Origin of the sequence: Acinetobacter sp. Marseille-Q1623, from assembly GCF_902809895.1 — a bacterium.
Lineage (GTDB): Bacteria > Pseudomonadota > Gammaproteobacteria > Pseudomonadales > Moraxellaceae > Acinetobacter > Acinetobacter piscicola_A.
Window position 1 is genome coordinate 238,050 of the sequence record NZ_CADDWG010000002.1, and the last position, 18,569, is coordinate 256,618.

19 protein-coding genes are annotated in these 18,569 nt (G+C 39.8%); 5 read left to right on the forward strand and 14 right to left on the reverse strand.

Annotation, left to right across the window (positions count from 1 at the left end):
- Positions 1 to 179: 179 nt before the first annotated feature.
- The 12 genes from HUV91_RS13720 to HUV91_RS13775 form a co-directional block, all read right to left on the reverse strand.
- Positions 180 to 752, reverse strand: coding sequence for a HupE/UreJ family protein (locus HUV91_RS13720; RefSeq protein ID WP_174493772.1), 573 nt, complete (start codon positions 750 to 752; stop codon positions 180 to 182).
- Between the two features lie 12 nt (positions 753 to 764).
- Positions 765 to 1,379, reverse strand: a complete 615-nt coding sequence (ureG, locus tag HUV91_RS13725; protein ID WP_174493773.1) for an urease accessory protein UreG — start codon at positions 1,377 to 1,379, stop codon at positions 765 to 767.
- 48 nt (positions 1,380 to 1,427) lie between these two features.
- On the reverse strand, positions 1,428 to 2,090 hold the full coding sequence (locus HUV91_RS13730; protein WP_130072120.1) for an urease accessory protein UreF: 663 nt from the start codon (positions 2,088 to 2,090) through the stop codon (positions 1,428 to 1,430).
- Positions 2,080 to 2,586: an urease accessory protein UreE gene (gene ureE / locus HUV91_RS13735; protein WP_174493774.1), complete on the reverse strand. Its 507-nt coding sequence runs from the start codon at positions 2,584 to 2,586 to the stop codon at positions 2,080 to 2,082. Before ureE ends, HUV91_RS13730 begins: the two co-directional genes overlap by 11 nt.
- 7 nt (positions 2,587 to 2,593) lie before the next feature.
- Positions 2,594 to 3,175 (reverse strand): histidine phosphatase family protein, encoded by a 582-nt coding sequence (locus HUV91_RS13740; RefSeq protein ID WP_174493775.1) that lies wholly within the window; start codon positions 3,173 to 3,175, stop codon positions 2,594 to 2,596.
- A 12-nt stretch (positions 3,176 to 3,187) separates the two neighbouring features.
- On the reverse strand, positions 3,188 to 4,888 hold the full coding sequence (ureC, locus tag HUV91_RS13745; protein WP_174493776.1) for an urease subunit alpha: 1,701 nt from the start codon (positions 4,886 to 4,888) through the stop codon (positions 3,188 to 3,190).
- Between the two features lie 33 nt (positions 4,889 to 4,921).
- On the reverse strand, positions 4,922 to 5,245 hold the full coding sequence (locus tag HUV91_RS16625; protein WP_130072124.1) for an urease subunit beta: 324 nt from the start codon (positions 5,243 to 5,245) through the stop codon (positions 4,922 to 4,924).
- A 13-nt stretch (positions 5,246 to 5,258) separates the two neighbouring features.
- Positions 5,259 to 5,561, reverse strand: coding sequence for an urease subunit gamma (gene ureA / locus HUV91_RS13755; protein WP_174493777.1), 303 nt, complete (start codon positions 5,559 to 5,561; stop codon positions 5,259 to 5,261).
- 47 nt (positions 5,562 to 5,608) lie between these two features.
- On the reverse strand, positions 5,609 to 6,232 hold the full coding sequence (locus HUV91_RS13760; protein WP_130072126.1) for a hypothetical protein: 624 nt from the start codon (positions 6,230 to 6,232) through the stop codon (positions 5,609 to 5,611).
- A gap of 88 nt (positions 6,233 to 6,320) precedes the next feature.
- Complete coding sequence (locus HUV91_RS13765) at positions 6,321 to 7,196, reverse strand: urease accessory protein UreD (RefSeq protein ID WP_174493778.1); 876 nt, start codon at positions 7,194 to 7,196, stop codon at positions 6,321 to 6,323.
- 74 nt (positions 7,197 to 7,270) lie between these two features.
- Positions 7,271 to 8,266, reverse strand: coding sequence for an acyltransferase family protein (locus HUV91_RS13770; RefSeq protein ID WP_174493779.1), 996 nt, complete (start codon positions 8,264 to 8,266; stop codon positions 7,271 to 7,273).
- 30 nt (positions 8,267 to 8,296) lie between these two features.
- A complete protein-coding gene (locus HUV91_RS13775; RefSeq protein ID WP_174493780.1) occupies positions 8,297 to 8,848 on the reverse strand; it encodes an O-acetyl-ADP-ribose deacetylase in 552 nt (183 codons plus the stop codon).
- A gap of 121 nt (positions 8,849 to 8,969) precedes the next feature.
- Here HUV91_RS13775 and HUV91_RS13780 point away from each other — a divergent pair, with 121 nt between their 5' ends.
- On the forward strand, positions 8,970 to 9,905 hold the full coding sequence (locus HUV91_RS13780) for a lauroyl acyltransferase (RefSeq protein WP_174493781.1): 936 nt from the start codon (positions 8,970 to 8,972) through the stop codon (positions 9,903 to 9,905).
- A gap of 70 nt (positions 9,906 to 9,975) precedes the next feature.
- Complete coding sequence (locus HUV91_RS13785) at positions 9,976 to 11,079, forward strand: glycosyltransferase family 4 protein (RefSeq protein ID WP_174493782.1); 1,104 nt, start codon at positions 9,976 to 9,978, stop codon at positions 11,077 to 11,079.
- A 99-nt stretch (positions 11,080 to 11,178) separates the two neighbouring features.
- On the opposite strand, the gene HUV91_RS13790 is transcribed toward HUV91_RS13785, so the two are convergent.
- Together HUV91_RS13790 and HUV91_RS13795 are read right to left on the reverse strand one after the other, a co-directional pair.
- On the reverse strand, positions 11,179 to 12,624 hold the full coding sequence (locus HUV91_RS13790) for a DUF2252 domain-containing protein (RefSeq protein ID WP_174493783.1): 1,446 nt from the start codon (positions 12,622 to 12,624) through the stop codon (positions 11,179 to 11,181).
- A gap of 400 nt (positions 12,625 to 13,024) precedes the next feature.
- Positions 13,025 to 14,134, reverse strand: coding sequence for an endonuclease/exonuclease/phosphatase family protein (locus tag HUV91_RS13795; protein ID WP_174493784.1), 1,110 nt, complete (start codon positions 14,132 to 14,134; stop codon positions 13,025 to 13,027).
- A 187-nt stretch (positions 14,135 to 14,321) separates the two neighbouring features.
- Here HUV91_RS13795 and asd point away from each other — a divergent pair, with 187 nt between their 5' ends.
- The 3 genes from asd (at position 14,322) to HUV91_RS13810 (ending at position 18,484) form a co-directional block, all read left to right on the forward strand.
- Entirely contained in the window at positions 14,322 to 15,440 is a 1,119-nt protein-coding gene (asd, locus tag HUV91_RS13800) for an aspartate-semialdehyde dehydrogenase (protein ID WP_130072134.1), read from the forward strand.
- A 149-nt stretch (positions 15,441 to 15,589) separates the two neighbouring features.
- Positions 15,590 to 16,981 (forward strand): hypothetical protein, encoded by a 1,392-nt coding sequence (locus HUV91_RS13805; RefSeq protein WP_174493785.1) that lies wholly within the window; start codon positions 15,590 to 15,592, stop codon positions 16,979 to 16,981.
- A gap of 54 nt (positions 16,982 to 17,035) precedes the next feature.
- On the forward strand, positions 17,036 to 18,484 hold the full coding sequence (locus HUV91_RS13810; protein ID WP_174493786.1) for a hypothetical protein: 1,449 nt from the start codon (positions 17,036 to 17,038) through the stop codon (positions 18,482 to 18,484).
- The last annotated feature ends 85 nt before the right edge of the window (positions 18,485 to 18,569 follow it).

An 18,569-nucleotide genomic window follows, 5' to 3' on the forward strand; every position in this document is an offset into this window, starting at 1 on the left:
TTACAAAAGTAAAAACAAACCAAGATTGATAGAAAATGAATATTGAAAGTTCCTTCTCTTATGCCATATATGACTCAGGGATGAGGAGTAATTTCAGTGAGTTAAGTATTTTTATATAAAACGATCAGACACAAAAAATCCCACATTTTCATGCAGGATTTTTTGAAATGTTCTACACATTAAGCCAAAGTAATCAACGCAACAAAGGCAGCAAAAACACCCACGATTTTTTTACCATAAGGCATGTAGTCCGCAATCACTTTCCCTAACAGTAGACCCACAGTATAAATCAGTGACATTGCCACCACCATACCTGCAACCAAAGCTGTTACATGCCCTGCACCACCCAGTTCAGCACCATGTGCAACGCCATGAAAAGTGACCAACATCGCCGTTGCTACAGGTAAAATCATGTTTGACTTCGACCATAATGCAATCGCGACCACCATCAGCGAAGCCACAATGCCATATTCTGCAAATGCTTCAGGTATCCAATGTGCCACCCCAATTGCAAAGCCAGCAACCAAAGCCAAGACCATACCAATCATGCCGATCACATTCCATTTTTTAGTGGCTGAATAAAATAACACCCCCAAAGCAATCGCCATCATCATATGGTCAAGCCCTGTGAATGGGTGTGTAAATCCTGCTGCAAAACCTGAGTGAGTTTGATCATGCCCGGGATGCGCCATTGCAAAAACAGGACTCAAGGATAAAAAAAATAAAATACTTTTTTGCCCAAATTTTGTCATTTCCATCGCTCCTCAGGCTTTAAATAAACCTTGTTTTTCAATAAATAAAATAATTTCAGCCAAACCATCTTCAGTTTTCATATTTGAAAATAAAAAGGGTTTATCACCACGCATGCGTTTTGCATCCTGATCCATCACCTCAAGATTTGCACCCACCATTGGCGCTAAGTCTGTCTTGTTAATAATCAATAAATCTGACTTGGTAATGCCCGGTCCACCTTTACGAGGAATCTTTTCACCCCCTGCAACATCAATCACATAAAGGGTTAAATCGGATAGCTCAGGGCTAAAGGTTGCAGCTAAATTATCACCACCACTTTCAATGATAATCAGTTCCAAACCCTCAAACTTTTCACATAAATCATCAATTGCAGCAAGGTTAATTGATGCATCTTCACGAATTGCTGTATGCGGGCAACCACCCGTTTCCACCCCCACAATACGATCAGGTGACATGGCTTCATTATGAGTTAAAAAGTTAGAATCTTCTTTGGTATAAATATCATTGGTGACCACTGCCATATTATATTTGTCACGTAATGCACGACATAAATTTAAGGTCAATGCCGTTTTACCTGATCCAACAGGACCACCAATTCCAACACGTAATGGACTACGTTCTGACATGATTTCTTCCTTTATTTTGTGTGAATACTAAAGTTAAATGTTGTTAATTTAAGAACGGAATAATCTTGAATATTGCGTTTCATGTTGCATACTGAGCATGGCGTACTGTGGCAAACTGCTACTCATTTCATCATCCTGTAGCGCCATCGCCTTCTCTACCGCAGCAGGAACCAAGCCATGCAAATGCCATAAAATCCGTTGACCGCTCATTTGACCCAATGGAATGGTTTTAACCGCAGCCAAGACCTGATTTTCTAAAACAGAAAAACTATAAGCAGTTAAAACATCCGCCTCGTTTAAGCCTAGACGACCACAGAGCTGTGCATAGACAGGCACAAAACCAAACTGTTTTTTCACCGTGACATCAAGTAAAAGGACATCTTTGATCCATGCATTTAAGGAAAATGCCAACTGTTGTGACTCAGCCAAGAGTTCCTTACTTTCACGACTCGCCCGATATAAATGCGCCCAATATAAAAATTCATTTTCCTGTGAAAAATGCTGCATTAACCGTTGCAAAATAGGCAGCTCGAAGCGAAGCAACAGCATTTCCAAAACATCTTCAAAATAGGCTTTGCTGCTGTTTTCATCATGGATCAAGCCTTTTTCAATCGCACTTTCCACACCTTGTGAATAACAATAAGCGCCCACAGGTAAAGCGGTTGAAGAAAGCGTTAAGAGCTTGAGCAGTTGCGCGGCATTAATGGACATGGTGTAAAGACTTGATCGGGCTTAAATGATGACTTTCTGCTTTCGATAAACGCTCATGACTGTGTGTATGTTGCGCATAAGCACCACTTTCTGGCTCAAAGGGATGATCAACCTCTGTGACAGCCAAACCCAAGCCTTGCACCATTTCCGCAAGTACATGATCAGGCTCAAAATACAAAGCGGTCGGGGTCAACATCAACGGGACATGCCGATTGCCCAAGTGATATGCTGCTTTTAACAGCTCAAACTCGGTCTTTGCTGTGACTTGCATCAAATGTTCCGCTTTAGCATTGACCTTTAAAATCTCGCCTTGCTCGGTAGCAATCAATGCGCCACTTCTTAAAATACCTGTACGTGGTAAATCCACGCCAATATCATCACCATTATCCAAAGTGGCACGAAAACGACTTTTTTGACGGGTATCAAAAGTCAGAGCAACCGTTTCAAATGTCTTTTCAGTTTCCGTCTGCTCCAATCGTTGGGTAAATATTTTCATCAGCATCCTACTTATAAATAAAAAACTCTGTATTTTTAATCGGTTGATGTAACATATTGCGGCGAAATGCTCGCATTAATTCGGCTGAAACTGCCTGTGGTTTAGTCATTAACATTTGAAATAACTGTAAAAATTGACCATGACTAAAAATCATCAAGTTTTGATCTAAATAACGTTGTTGTTCTCGATCAAGAAATGTAAATAAAGCTTCAACTCTTTGATATAAATCTCGAAAAGATTCAGCATCCGAGGCATCGACATAGTCCACATCCGCCAACTGCCAATAGGCATCTACCCACGGTTTACGCTGCGATAAGGTTGTACCTTTGCATTTCACATCGGAAAGATAAGAGAATTCCTCTATCGGCAAAATTTCGGCACTTAATTGATCCCGATCAAGCAAGGGTTGAGCCGTTTGTAAAGTTCTTAAAAAGGGTGAAATAATGACATGATCAGCCTTCGGCAACTGTGCTAAAAGTTGTCGTGCTTGTAAATGCCCCAACTCAGTCAGTGCAATACTGGCATGTGATTCTGTTTGACCATCAACATTTCCTACACTTTCTGCATGTCGAATCAAATAAATTGCCATCAAACCCGTCCCTTAAAACAAAAAATAGCGTTGTGCCATCGGTAGCACTTCGGCAGGTTCACAGGTCAAATGCACGCCATCGGCTTTCACTTCATAAGTTTCAGGATGAACCTCCATCACAGGACAATAATCATTGTGCTTCATATCCTTTTTGGTGATTTTTCGCGTATTTTTTGATGGGGAAATGATCTTTTTAAGCTGTAATTTTTCTGCAACACCTGCATCAATTGCCACTTGTGAAAGAAAGGTAATGCAAGTGTTATGTACACCACGCGGAAAAGCCCCAAACATCGGACGATAATGCACAGGTTGAGGCGTTGGGATCGACGCATTAATATCGCCCATCGGTGCGGCTGCAATCATGCCACCTTTAATGATCATGGACGGTTTAACGCCAAAAAATGCAGGCTTCCATAACACCAAATCTGCCAATTTTCCTTCTTCAACCGAACCGACTTCATGACTTAAACCATGGGTAATGGCAGGGTTAATGGTATATTTAGCGATATAACGCTTCACCCGTTGATTATCACAATGCGGTGTATCCCCTTGCAATGCGCCACGTTGCACTTTCATTTTATGGGCAGTTTGCCAAGTTCGAATGATCACTTCACCGACCCGTCCCATCGCTTGCGAATCCGATGACATCATCGAAATTGCACCTAAGTCTTGTAAAATATCTTCTGCGGCAATGGTTTCACGACGAATTCGACTTTCAGCAAATGCCACATCTTCGGCAATGGCAGGGTCTAAATGGTGACAAACCATCAGCATATCCAAATGCTCATCAATGGTATTAACCGTATAAGGACGGGTTGGATTGGTTGAAGATGGCAATACATTGTCCTGACCAATCGCTTTTAAAATATCAGGTGCATGCCCACCGCCTGCGCCTTCAGTATGGTAGGTATGAATGGTTCTATTTTTAAATGCAGCAAGCGTTTCTTCCAAAAAACCACTTTCATTTAAAGTATCGGTATGAATCGCCACTTGTACATCATATTCGTCTGCAACACTCAAACAATTGTCAATTGCTGCAGGTGTCGAGCCCCAATCTTCATGTAGTTTAAGCCCGACCACCCCTGCTTTGATTTGTTCTGCAATCGGTTCAGGCTGACTCAAATTCCCTTTACCCAACAGCCCAATATTCATCGGCAAATCATCAATCGCTTGTAACATGGTGGCAATATGCCAAGGTCCAGGGGTCACTGTAGTTGCCGATGTCCCTGCCGCAGGACCTGTTCCGCCACCAATCATGGTCGTGGTTCCTGCCATCAATGCGGTTTCTACTTGTTGTGGGCAAATCCAATGGATATGGGTATCAATTGCCCCTGCGGTCAAAATCTGCCCTTCACCTGCAATGACTTCGGTTGCCGCACCTAAAGGAATGGTAATATTCGGTTGAATATCAGGATTACCTGCTTTGCCAATTTTCCAAATTCGCCCATTTTTCAGACCGACATCGGCTTTGATAATGCCCCACCAATCCACAATCAACGCATTGGTAATGACGGTATCTGCAACTTCATCTGCCAAAAGTTGTGACTGTCCCATGCCATCACGGATAACCTTGCCACCACCAAATTTAACCTCTTCGCCATAAGTGGTCAGGTCTTGTTCCACTTGTATAAATAACTCGGTATCAGCTAAACGGACACGATCTCCAACCGTAGGACCAAACATTTCTGCATAAGCACGACGTGATATTTTCATGGTTGAATACCTTAATTTCGTGGATATTTTAAATTATGTATCTGACGCATCATCAAGTTTTCCCATGACTCGTCCTGCAAAACCATACACTTCACGCTTGCCTGCCAATGCCACCAATTCAATACGACGACTTTGCCCCGGCTCAAAACGAATGGCTGTCCCTGCCGCAATATTGAGGCGATAACCTTTGGTTTGCTCGCGGTCAAACTGCAAAGCATCATTGGCTTCATAAAAATGAAAATGCGAACCCACTTGAATCGGGCGATCTCCCATATTGGCGACATTGATGCTTAAGGTCTTGCGTCCTACATTGAGTTCAATCTCTGCATCAGGGGTAATCACTTCACCGGGAATCATGCATTGCTCCTTATTACAGAATGGGTTGATGAACCGTCACCAACTTTGAACCATCAGGAAAAGTGGCTTCAACCTGAACCTCAGCAATCATGTCCGCCACGCCATCCATCACATCATCTTGTGTGAGTAGTGTAGTGCCGTAATGCATAAGTTCACTGACGGTCATCCCATCACGTGCACCTTCCAACAATGCTGCAGAAATCAATGCAATCGCTTCAGGATAATTGAGTTTTAAACCGCGAGCTTTGCGACGCTCTGCCACCAAGCCTGCGGTAAAAATCAATAATTTGTCTTTTTCGGTGGGATTAAGTTCCATAGCATTTTCCTGTTTTTTTAATTCATGCAAAAATCGTGCTCATTTTTCTAATCACGATGATCTAAAATATAACGCTTGAGTTCTAAACCCTGTGTACAGGCAGGATCTGACTTGCCGTAAACACAACTCATAATCAGCGCATCTAACGCTTTATCATAGCTTTCTTTCGAGTCATCATTCTTAATTAACTCAGATGCATACATTGTGCAGCCCCAAGGGTCATTCCAACGGCATGATTTTTCAAATGTCCTTGTAATACATTGTTTTCGCTCTAAACTTAATGAGTCCATAAACGTCATTGCACCCGCTGCTCGATTGGTACATGCCGATGCGACACCTAATTCACAGCCTCTTTGAAATAATTGCTCAGCAGCTTGTACTTGATGCGCTTGCTGTAAACTCAATGCTGTAAAATAACAAGCATATCCTTGATCATGCTCACATTTTTTATAACATGCTAAAGTGTTTTTCTGACAATATGCAGCCAAAATAGTATCATCTTGTAAGAATTTGGCTTTTTTATTGGGTGATGTATCCGCTGGACATCGCTCTAAATTATTTATAAATATCGGATTTTTTGACATACCTTGCTTGATTTCGAAAATGTCATTTTCAGGCATCGCATAACAGAACAAAGGTATTAAGCAACAGAATAATATTAATATTTTCATTAACTTATCTTTTTGAGGTTGTATTTTTTAATCAGTTTATCGAGATATTCATCACATTACCATCTAAAAACTAAATCATATTTAAAAACTAAGTCCGCCAAATTCTTGGAAATTCTTCATCTAAATCAAACCAATAACGTCTAAGTTTTGCCCGAATGGCTGCAAAAGCGTCATGGCATTGTCGAACATCCTGTCCTAAATAACGTGCACAAATCACATCACCTAAAATAGTCAAAGTCACAGGCGTATTCATCCGCATAATCAATTCTCGGATCAAATCAAGCTGCTGATCCAAATGCATATTTGCACGAAATTTCTCAGGAGGCACAGCCCAAAAACTGCCCATCACAGCCCAACTATTCATGCCTAAACAAGAACTCAACCAACGATCATTTCCCACAAAATTCAGTGAATCTGCAACTAAAAGTGTCTGATTTCGATATAGTTTAAAATGATTTTGATAATGCCCCTGCTCAAATTTTTCTTGTTGTGCCTGACGCCCCAAGACCAATAGATCCCAACCGATAAAACTTGCGGTCTGATCTAAATGAACAATCGTTTCAGAATTGGCATTTGCACCATTAAAGAGCATCGTTTCCTGTGGCAACCACTCCAATATCGCATGATTTTTGACATGAATATGAATATGCTGAAAGGCAGGCTTACCATTACTTTTGTACCATTTTCCTGCCCCAGGCGTTGTAACTACGGCATGGGCATACTGCTCAGCATCAATTTGAAAACTTAAGTGATCGCCCCCAGCAATGCCCGCAGGTGGATGTACAATAATGGCATGACATACCCCTGTTTTTTCAGGCCACAGCATTTTTTGCACCCGAACAGGTCCAAAATGTTTACGGCGATGTAAAATGGTGCGTTTATGATCAGCCTTAAAAGATAATTCTAATTTTGCGTACCAATATTGTGCATTTTCAAATGTATTTTTTAAGTTTGATATATTCATCCACACCTAGCATGTTTTATTTTAGATCCTATTTTATCTCAAGCAAAAAACGCACCAAAACATAACACCTAGACCTATTTTTTATTTTGTATATGCATAAATTTTTCAGTCGGCTTGACTAACCATAATGATATTTTTCTTAATACTTGATCAAAAACATATTGTTGCAATATCCAACACGTCAAAACAGAAAGAGCCATACACATCGCTATTTCCATGAAAATATTAAGATCTAGAGAATAAAGCCGCGAAATTGCGATCACCACAAAACCATGTAACAAGTACACAGGCAAAGTATAAGTACCTAATTGCAACCATTTGCCTTGAAAAAATTGCGTAACAGACAGTAATGCTACTACCCCTACTGCAGATAGCATCAAACATAAAGTTCGTATGAATATTCCATCAAAAATACTGACTTTTAATTGTGTATAACTCAAACTACCATATAACCAATATTGATTGATCTGAGAAAAATACATCAATGCTGCATATATCAGTAGACAGATCACGCCCCACCATTTGGCACTCATTGAGTGTTGAATTTTGGCAATGATGACTTTGCCATACAGCACCCCAAAAATAAAAAATGGGAAAAATACAAAAATCCGACCCACTGAATATAAATAATTATTCCAAGGACTTAAACCAACAATAATGGACAATAAGAGACATACAAATAAAGCAAACCGATTCGATATTTGAATGAGAAAATGAGTCAGTGCAGTCCATACCATCATACCGAGCAAATACCAAAGCACCCAATAAGGCTTAATCAACACATTCCAGTTCCAATGAAACTGTCCTGACCATAAACTCTCAAATGCGATAAATAAAAACTGAAATGGAAAATAAAGTGATAGAAAAAATACAATATTTTTCAGCCAATTTTGATCTTTATACAAAATACCCGATACAAAAATAAAGGCAGGCATATGAATCAAATAAATTGTTGCCAACAATGTATGGCTGATTGGATTATGCCATCCGATCATACGTTCTATATAATGTCCCAAGACCACTAAAAAGATCAAAATCGCTTTATGAGTATCGAGAAAATGATTGCGCATAGTGGCTTGTAAACAAAAAAATTTGAGAAATTATATACCTAAAATTTGCACATCGGCTGCATCTATTTGCGCTAACTGTTGGCGATAAATTTTAAAATTTTCCACATCAAAACACACAAAATGAATCTCTTGCACATACTGTGCATTTTTCAAAAAATGAACTGCACTCTGTACTGCAATTTCTGCTGCATCATATTTTGGAAAACGATAAATCCCTGTAGAAATATTTGGAAAAGCAATACTTTGCAACTGTTTTTCATCTGCCAGATGTAAACTATTGCTATACGCTTTTTGCAATAATTGTTTTTCCTGCTGTTTCCCATCTTGCCATGTTGGACCTACAGTATGAATGACATAATGACTCGGTAATGCGCCTGCTGTCGTCATCACTGCTTCCCCGACAGCACACCCCCCTTGCTTTGCACGAATTTTTTGACATTCAGCTAAAATGGTTTCGCCACCTTTCCGATGAATCGCCCCATCTACTCCACCACCACCGAGAAGTGATGTATTGGCAGCATTGACAATTGCATCGACTTTTTGAAGGGTAATATCACCTTGAATTAAGCGTATACTTTTCATTAAATTAAAGCCATCGCAGTCTGATTCTTGTTGGTCATATTATCAAACAATGCCTACCATCTTTAAATTTAGTTCATGTTAAACTTCAGCCATCTCAACCATTGCCACCCCTCACATTCATATGAGTAAAAAGCATCAGTACGTATCAGGAAAGTTTTATTGGGCATTCTTATTGCCACAATATTGGGGAATATGGATCGCCATTGTCTTTTTAATGTTACTTGCAATTTTACCTTGGCCTATTCAGCATCGCTTAGCGACTTTTCTAGGAAATGTTGCATTTAAACGACTGAAATCAAGACGTAAAACCACTGTGCGTAATCTCGAAGTATGTTTCCCTGAATGGTCGGCTGAACAAGTACAAGAGCATGCCCGTCAGGTTTTTATTGACATGATGATTGGTGTTTTTGAAACCTTAAATGCTTGGTACTCACCACAATGGTTTAAAGGTCGAGTAACAGTTGAGGGTCTAGAGCACATTCAAAATGCACAAGCCGCAGGTAAAGGGATTTTGTTATTAGGCACACACAGCACTTTACTCGATGCGGGTGGTTATTTATGTGCGCAATATTTTGAACCTGATGTGGTCTATCGTCCACAAAACAATCCTTTGTTAGATATGCTGATTTATCGTTGTCGTGGCACCATTTACAAAGCACAAATCGACCATGATGATATGCGGGGGCTTATCCGCCATTTAAAGGAAGGGGATGCGATTTGGTATAGCCCTGATCAAGATTTTGGCTTAAAACAAGGGGTTATGGCCCCATTTTTTGGTACACCTGCAGCAACAGTGACGGCGCATCGTCGTTTATTAAAAATTTCTAAAGCGGTCGCCATTCCTCTGTATTTTTATCGTCATGGTGACATTAAAAATCCACAATACCGAGTGTTGATTGAACCTGCGGTGGATCATCTGCCAAGTGATGATGAACTAGATGATGCGATTCGTGTCAACAAAATCATTGAACAGCAATTACGCATCGCACCAACTCAATATATGTGGTTTCATCGTCGCTTCAAAACTCGTCCTGACGGCTATGAAAAGATTTATTAAATCTGTTGCAAAAAGTGCGATTACACTGTTCTAAACGCTGCACCAACCTCACAATGACAAGGAAAAACGTATGAAAGTAATGCAACTTCTTCCCGAACTAAATAGTGGTGGTGTAGAACGTGGTACTTTGGAAATTGCCAAAGCGCTCGTTGCAGAGGGTCATCAATCCTTAGTGGTGTCCAATGGCGGACGCTTAGTTCCCGAACTAGAAGCAGAAGGAACAACCCATTTAACGCTGCCTATTCATAAAAAAGCTTTGTCTAGTCTGTGGCAAATCCGACCACTACGTAAACTGATTGAACAGCATCAACCTGATATTGTACATGTACGTTCACGGGTGCCCGCATGGCTAACGCATTTTGCCCTCAAAGGCATTGCTGTAGAAAAACGTCCGCATCTGATCAGCACTGTGCATGGTTTTTATTCCATTAATCGCTACAGTGCCATTATGACTCAGGCTGAAAAAGTCATTGCCGTCTCTGACAGCGTGGTCAAATATATTACAGATCATTATAAAAACTGCCCACCTGAAGATATTGTCCGTATTTATCGAGGCATTGATCCCAAAGCATTTCCACATGGTTATCAAGCTCCTGCACAATGGATCAATAAAACGTTTGAAGATTTTCCACAACTAGAAAATAAGTTTTTAATTTGCCTACCGGGGCGTATTACTCGTCTTAAAGGTCATGAAACGCTGATAGAACTGATGGAAAAATTGCGTGATCAATATCCACAACTGCATGCTGTTGTGGTCGGTGGCGCAGACCCGAAAAAAGCAGCTTATTTAGATGAATTAGAAAACACCATTAAAAGCAAAAAATTAACTGATCACATCACCTTTGTGGGTCATCGTTCAGACATCCGAGAATGGCTGGCATTTTCTGACTTGGTGCTGTCTTTGTCTAATCAAGCCGAAACTTTTGGTCGTACAGCATTGGAGGCACTTTCTGTTGGTACGCCTGTCATTGGTTGGGATCGAGGCGGTGTCGCTGAAATTTTAGCAAATGTCTATCCACAAGGTAAAATTGCGGTAGATGACAACATTGCGCTTTTGAATGCTGTAAAATTACATATTGATCAGCCACAGCAGGTTGCACCTGTCACACAGTTCAGTTTAAAAGATATGTGTGATCAAACGATTGAGCTTTATAAACAAGTGTTACAGCAATAAATAAGCTTGACGAAGCATTACGTGCTTTTATTACGTAGGAATAAAAAATGCCTTTGATTAAGTAAAGGCATTTTTAGCTGCTGTAAGACTTAGATCATTTTAAAGAACCTCATCCCCTGCAACGTCTATTTTCCCATTTTCAATTTCTTGTAAAAATTGTGCATAATCTGCCGCATTGCGTTCGGCATATTGAACCGCATATTCTTGAAGAACTTTGACAATTTGCTTACCTTCACCCAAATAGCCCATCAAGACATCGGCATTGCCTGCTTTTGCATGCGCATGTGCCAATGCCAAACCACAACTGTCGGCATATTCATAAAGATATACATCGTCCATATCTTCAAGGTCGATTGAGATTTTCATATCACGTAACTGGCGGACATAAAACTGTTGATGCTCCTGACTATATGAGGCAAAACCCAAGAAAATATCATTTGCTGCTTGCATTAACTGTTGCCCTGAAATGACACGTTCGCCTTCATGCTTGGCTTTTTCAAGAAATAAAGAGCTTAAAATAGAAGGATTTGCTTCTTTCATTTGTAAAATTAAAGGTTCACGATCTGCATCTTCAAACAAAGCAATCGCAGCACGTGTACCTACACTCCCCACGCCAACAACTTTTAATGCGATATCGGTACAACTATAACGATCAAATAATACCTGACGGTCAGACTTTAAAGAGTCACGGTAACGCTTAAAAAATGCTTTGGAATTTTTCGCAAAAACTTCACCTTTTTCAGGATGACGCAATAATGGTGGCTCATCAATAAAACAACGATGCCCAGTTTCTGCATCATAATCCGTAAGTTTCGGCAATACCGAAGCAGAAGTACGACGATGCGCTGTCGCTAAATGTTTTTCACGTTTTTTACGAATTTTTTGGTCTTCGGTATGTTGCAAAAGTACCGCTGCATCTACTTTTTCATACCAAGTTTGTAAGGGTGATAGTGTTCTAAAATGTTGTAAATGCTGCCGATAAGCATTAAGCATGACTTCAATCGCTTTTAAACCGACTTTTTCACCGAGCTTAATTTCACTTGCTGCGATAATAAAACTCGTTGCAAGGCGTTTTAAGTCCCACTCAAAAGGCGCAACTAACGTTTCATCAAAATCATTAATTCCAAATAATAAATTACGCTCAGGACTGGCAAAACCACCAAAATTTAACAAATGACAATCACCACAAATTTGCTGCATTAAACCTGAATGGCTTTTTTCCCATGCAAGGTCATATAACATCAAAGAAGGCATACCACGAAAATAAGCAAATGGCGAAACGCTCATTCGTTTCGCACGTACAGGTTTTAAACGATCTACACGCCCTTGATTACTCCAATGATAAATCGTTAATGCATCGACTCCCTTTGGGCGCTCTGAGAGTTGACTCAGTTCTGAACGTGAAATTAGTTTTCGCTGTGCTTTACCTAAGTCAAAGCCTTGTTGCTGATTCAAAAGCTTATTTTTATATTGATGTGAGGTCAGGTCTATACTGAAATCTGTCCATAAAAATTGCGGCAATTCAGGTGATTTTTTTTTGTGCATAACCAATATTCTAATTGTGTTTGTGAGCCGAAATCATAACATTGACATTTTTATCTTGTCATCATTTGTCTAGTGTGAATTCGACGCTGGTATTGGTCTTATATTTTTGCTCACCCTAAATAAGCATAACCCGAGTTCTGCATCCTGCAAAACTCGGGTATATGAGGTTGTGCTTTCAAGTGCTGTTCTTTTTATTGTGTTTGGTTGTCCATTCCAACATCATGTCCATGATGATTTTCCATCGGCTTCGTCTTCCTTAAGGGGACTCTTCCTTTCCCTACTCCGTGTGCCGATAAGCCTATATTAAAACCAACGGCATGCGTTGCCTATCCGCTATGCACCTAAATAGACGTAAGCTTTTTCGTACAAAGGCTACAAACTTCATAATAATCGGTTAGCCTCATTTATAATCCTGTGCAATTTCATCGGTGACTACTTTTTCTTCACGCTCTGCTTTTTCAATTCCTTCTTGAATCGCTTGTTGTGCTTCTTGCTCATCGGCATCGGTTTGCTCTAATTCTTCTTGAATTTGTTCAAACACACGCCCTGTTTGTAAAGTCACATATACAGGAAAATGGTCTGAGCCAATATGTGGCAAGCGTTGCATCTGCACCAAAGCAAAATCAGTACTATGGAAAATATGATCGAGCGACCATCTTAACAGCTTATAATCAGCGTGGAAGGTATTGACATATTTACGTCCAACACGTGGGTCTAATAAACCGCTAATTCGTTGAAATAAACGTGTCGTGCGAGACCAAGCAACATCGTTTAAATCACCCATCACAATGCAACTTTCATCCAAATCTTTAATTTGATCTCCTACAATCAATAACTCGGCATCACGTAAGGTCGAGTCTTTTGCTTCGGTTGGACTTGGTGGTTTTGGATGCAAACAATACAACTGCACAGGCTGTCCTGAACGTAAGATCACGGTGGTATGAATCGAGGGAATTTCATCACTCAGAATAAATTTCACTTCAGTGTCGAGCAATTTCAGTTTGCTATACAAATGCATGCCATACAAATTATCTAAAGGTACAGGCACGCGATAAGGATAATCTTTCTCGATGCTAGACAAAGCATTCTGCCAAGTTTGATCTGTTTCTAACGTTAATACGATGTCAGGTTGATACTTTTCAATTTGTTCAATCAATAAATGATATTGATCATTTGGTGTCAGCACATTAGATACAATTAAAGAAATTTGACGATCTGGCTCTAATTGTTCTGGGCGCACTTGTGCAACTTGCTTCTTCCACAGAAAAGTATAAGGCAAGACCATTTTTAACTGATACGCCAAAGCCGCAATCAACAAAATCAGAATAATATCTCGTTTGACATCCCATTCTCCTTGCCAAAAAATAAGGAAAAGCAATGCCACGACACCTAAGACTAAGATTTGTAGTCGTGGAAAATCTGCGCCGCGAAACCACCATTCATCTCGTGGGATCAATGACCAAAAGCTCAGCCAAATCACCAATCCTGCTAAAATTTCAATCCAAAACATAATTTACACTCTTTATATTCTTAAATTTTTATTCATTTATAAATTTATATCAGTTTTGCATGTAACATAAACAAGATATATTGCACAATATTGTTGGTGTTTTGATTGTGTAGCTATTGCAGTTACACGTCCTTTTGATACACTCGAACCCCCCTATTAATTTTTTAACGCACCGAGGCGAAGTGACATGAAAGTAGGTCTGGTCGGTTGGCGCGGGATGGTTGGTTCCGTCCTTATGCAACGTATGGTTGAAGAGAATGATTTTGCTCATTTTGAGCCATTCTATTTTTCTACCAGTAATGCAGGTGGTGAAGCTCCTGCGTTTGGCGGTAAGACCGCCCCAGCACTTATGGATGCATCAGACATTAACAGTCTGAAGCAAATGGATGTCATTATTACCTGTCAAGGTGGCGACTATACCACTGAAGTTTTTCCAAAACTCAAAGCTGATGGTTGGGATGGTTACTGGATTGATGCTGCATCTACCTTACGTATGGATGATGAAGCGATCATCGTTCTCGATCCTGTGAATATGAATGTCATCAAAGATGGTTTAGTGAAAGGCACGAAAACTTTCGTGGGCGGTAACTGTACTGTTTCATTGATGCTGATGGGCTTAGGCGGTCTATTCCAAAACAATTTAGTGGAATGGGCAACTTCAATGACTTACCAAGCAGCTTCTGGTGCAGGCGCGCAAAACATGCGTGAACTGATCACAGGTATGGGTTATTTATATAACAATACCAAAGATTTGCTTGATGATCCTCGTTCACCAATTTTAGACATTGACTCTAAAATTGCACAATTACAACGTGGTGAAGGCTTCCCATCTGCAAACTTTGGCGTGCCTTTAGCGGGTTCTCTCATTCCATATATCGACAAACAGCTCGAAAGCGGTCAGTCAAAAGAAGAATGGAAAGGTCAAGTTGAAACCAACAAGATCTTAGGCAATCAGCAAATTGTACCTATTGATGGTCATTGTGTACGTATTGGTGCAATGCGTTGCCATTCTCAAGCTTTAACGTTAAAACTTCGTAAAGATATTCCATTGGATGAAATCGAAGATATTATCGCAAGTGCAAATGACTGGTCTAAAGTTGTACCGAATACCCGTGAAGCTTCCATGACAGATTTAACACCTGTTGCAGTGACTGGAACACTGTCTGTTCCTGTAGGTCGTTTACGTAAACTTAATATGGGTAAAGAATACTTAGGCGCATTTACAGTCGGTGACCAATTACTTTGGGGTGCTGCTGAGCCTTTACGCCGTATGTTACGTATCCTGATTGACTACAAAAATAGTTAATTTTTGAAATTTTTAGTCAAATAATGAAAGCCGAACTGTAAAGTTCGGTTTTTTTGTGTAACTATACGGTTAAAAATTTATTTGGGGATATAACTAAGCAAATCCGTGCTTAGTTAATTGACGACAATTTCATTAGAGCAATGAAAGCGATGACCGTATATAACAAACTAAAAATTGCCATATTAGCTATTATTGCATCACAATCTGTATCTGCAATTCAACTTGATCCAATTCAAATTCAGTCGAGTTCAGGAGATTTACTCTATGCAGAGATGAAATTTAGCAATTCGAATCCAAACGAAAAAATTGATGTTAATCTTGCATCAGCAGAAGATATGATGAATATTCGTGCATCGCATCAACCGCCTGGACATTTAAACTTTTTTACACGTCGTTCAGGTGATGGCAGTGGCGTCATTGTCATTACCTCTTCTCGCCCTGTGATTGAACCAGAACTGAATATTTTATTGAAAATTCAGGAAGGTAGTTCAACTTATATCCAACAAGTCAAAGCCAGCTTACCGCGTACCAAAACAGCGCCCCCGCCAATGGCAATGCCGAGTAATGAAACAGCACTGACCCCACAAATGATTGTTAGTGAAAAGGATATTGCTTTAAATTTACCTGAAAGTGCTTCGCTACAACCATCTCAGCCAGTAAAACAAGACACGGCTATAGCAAACAATCTCGCTATTTCAACAGTAGCACTGCCTGCATTAAGTACAGCCACCAATACGGCGAACACGTCTTCAGCATCGCAACCTTCTATTCAAAATAATAATCCCCATCAGATACGTGAAGATCGTGAAGCAACACGTGCTGCTTTCTTGAAGCATCACCCTGTTCCAACACAGAAGACTGAAACAGCCCAAATAACCCCAAAACCTATACCACAACAACACATGGCACAAGTAAACCCCAAAGCTAAGCCACAACCTCAAACAACCAATAAACCACAAAATACACAAGCTACACCACAAGCAAAAGCTGCATCGGCTGCAATAAAAGGACAACATACTGTCCAAGCCAATGAGTCTTTATGGTCTATTGCAAGTAAAATTGCAGCAAAAACCAAACAAAGCATTCCAGAAGTAATGCGCCAATTACAAGCCAATAATCCTCAAGCTTTTGTACAAGGTAATCCCAACCGATTGCGTCAAGGTGTGGCTTTAAATCTTGCACAACCAATGCCGAATGCGCAGCAAAAATTTAAACCTGCTCCACCACCAACTGCACAACAAAGAGCCAACACCAAAACCAAATATCGTCTCAACCAAGCAGAAATGAGTATTGTTGCAGATCAAAAGCCATCACAAACGACATCCGCAGCACATCAAAATGGTCTACAAAAAACAACTTCAGCAGAATTATCTGTAAAAGTTATGACAGCACGTGAAAAAACAGTTAAATTACAAAATAACGTGACGCAATTGAGTTCAGCTCTAAATCAAAAGAACAATCGAATTCAATTGCTCAATGCACGACTTGCTCAAATTCAGCAACAATTGCAACAGCAAGCTCAAGCAAGAAAACCTAAGTAATTCACGTATTTTTTAAATTAAGGTTCATTGGATACAATGAAGGGGTAACCGAATATGTTGTTGTATATCATTCCTTTTGTTTTATTATTAGTGGTTGCGATTGTCTTAAAAAAACGTGAAGCAAACAATCAGGATGCTGACCGCAGTAAGACCAACAAAAAAGTCAGCAACAAAAAAACAGCCAAAAAGAATGTGGCGAAAAGTGCCCGTACGAGTCAGCGTCAACAAACACAAGTATCTGAACCAGAACCTGTTGTTCAAGATCAAGTTATAGCTGTCAGTGCCGATTTAAAGCAAAAAATTGAAAGTTTAATCAGCGCTAAAAATTATTCTGCTGCTGAAGCTCAGATCAATTTAGCCTTGAACCAAGACAACCGTCAACATGGCTTATATTTGTACTTATTGGACATTCATTTAGCACAAAAAGATGAATTTGCAATTAATCAATTGGTTCAGTATTTACGCTCTTTAAATTTGCATGATATCGCTCAACAAATTGAAGATAAAAAAACTCAAATTGATGCACAAACCATTGAAGTTATTGAGTTTAAAACATCGACTGAAGCAACAACACCAACAATTACTTCTGTGATCCAAAATCCAGTTCCCGCAGATGCTTTTGACGCATTAGTTGATCATAAACCAACAAACAATAACAGTTTTGATTTACTGCAAAATGAATATAGTCCAAGTGCAAAAAATGAACCTCAACCAATTGAATTAGCAGATGAGAAAACTTTAGCGACGCCTGAAAGTACAGTATCAAATGAACATGTTGATTTAGAGTTCACACCAAGTTTAACCACTGAAAAAGTTGCAACACCTGCTGAAGAAAAAGCAGAAACTGAAAATAATGCACTCGCATTTGATTTAACTCAACCTGGAACACATACAGATAAACCACAAACACGCGATGCATTAGATTTTAGCTTTAGTTTAGAAACACCTACAGCATCACCTGTCGTTGAAGAATTTGTCGTAGCGCCTGAAAACAAGACACCACTTGAATTTAGCCTAGATGCTGTATCCCCCCCAACTGAAACAGTGACTAAGCTCACATCTCCAGTAGAAAGCTTAAGTGAATTTAAACTCGATTTTGAAGCACCTGTTACACCAAGCAGTTCAGAGTCGATTAACATCGATACAGCAACGTCTGAGCCAACGATCTCAGAGCATAGCTTAGACTTTAAACTAGATAGCTTTGCAATAGAGCCAGCACCAAACTTTAATTTTGATGTTAATGAACCGCAAATTGTACCAAGCCTAGATTCTCAAGCTCAAAGTCAGATTCAAGAAACAGCAGCAACGCTTGACCCTTTAGCGCAAGCATTTCCAGATCTTTTAAATACAAATGAAATTGAATTAAACTTAGATCTTGCTGAACAATATATTACTTTGGGTGCATACGATGCTGCACGCCAACTCTTAGCGCAAGATCAGGATCATTATTCAACTGAGCAAAAGTTACAGTCACAAAACTTACTTAATCAAATAGCATCATAATATAATTCGTTTTAAGATAAAGCAGTCCTAGATGGCTGCTTTTTTTATTATGCAGCCTCAAAAATTAAGCCCATTCAGCCACTTG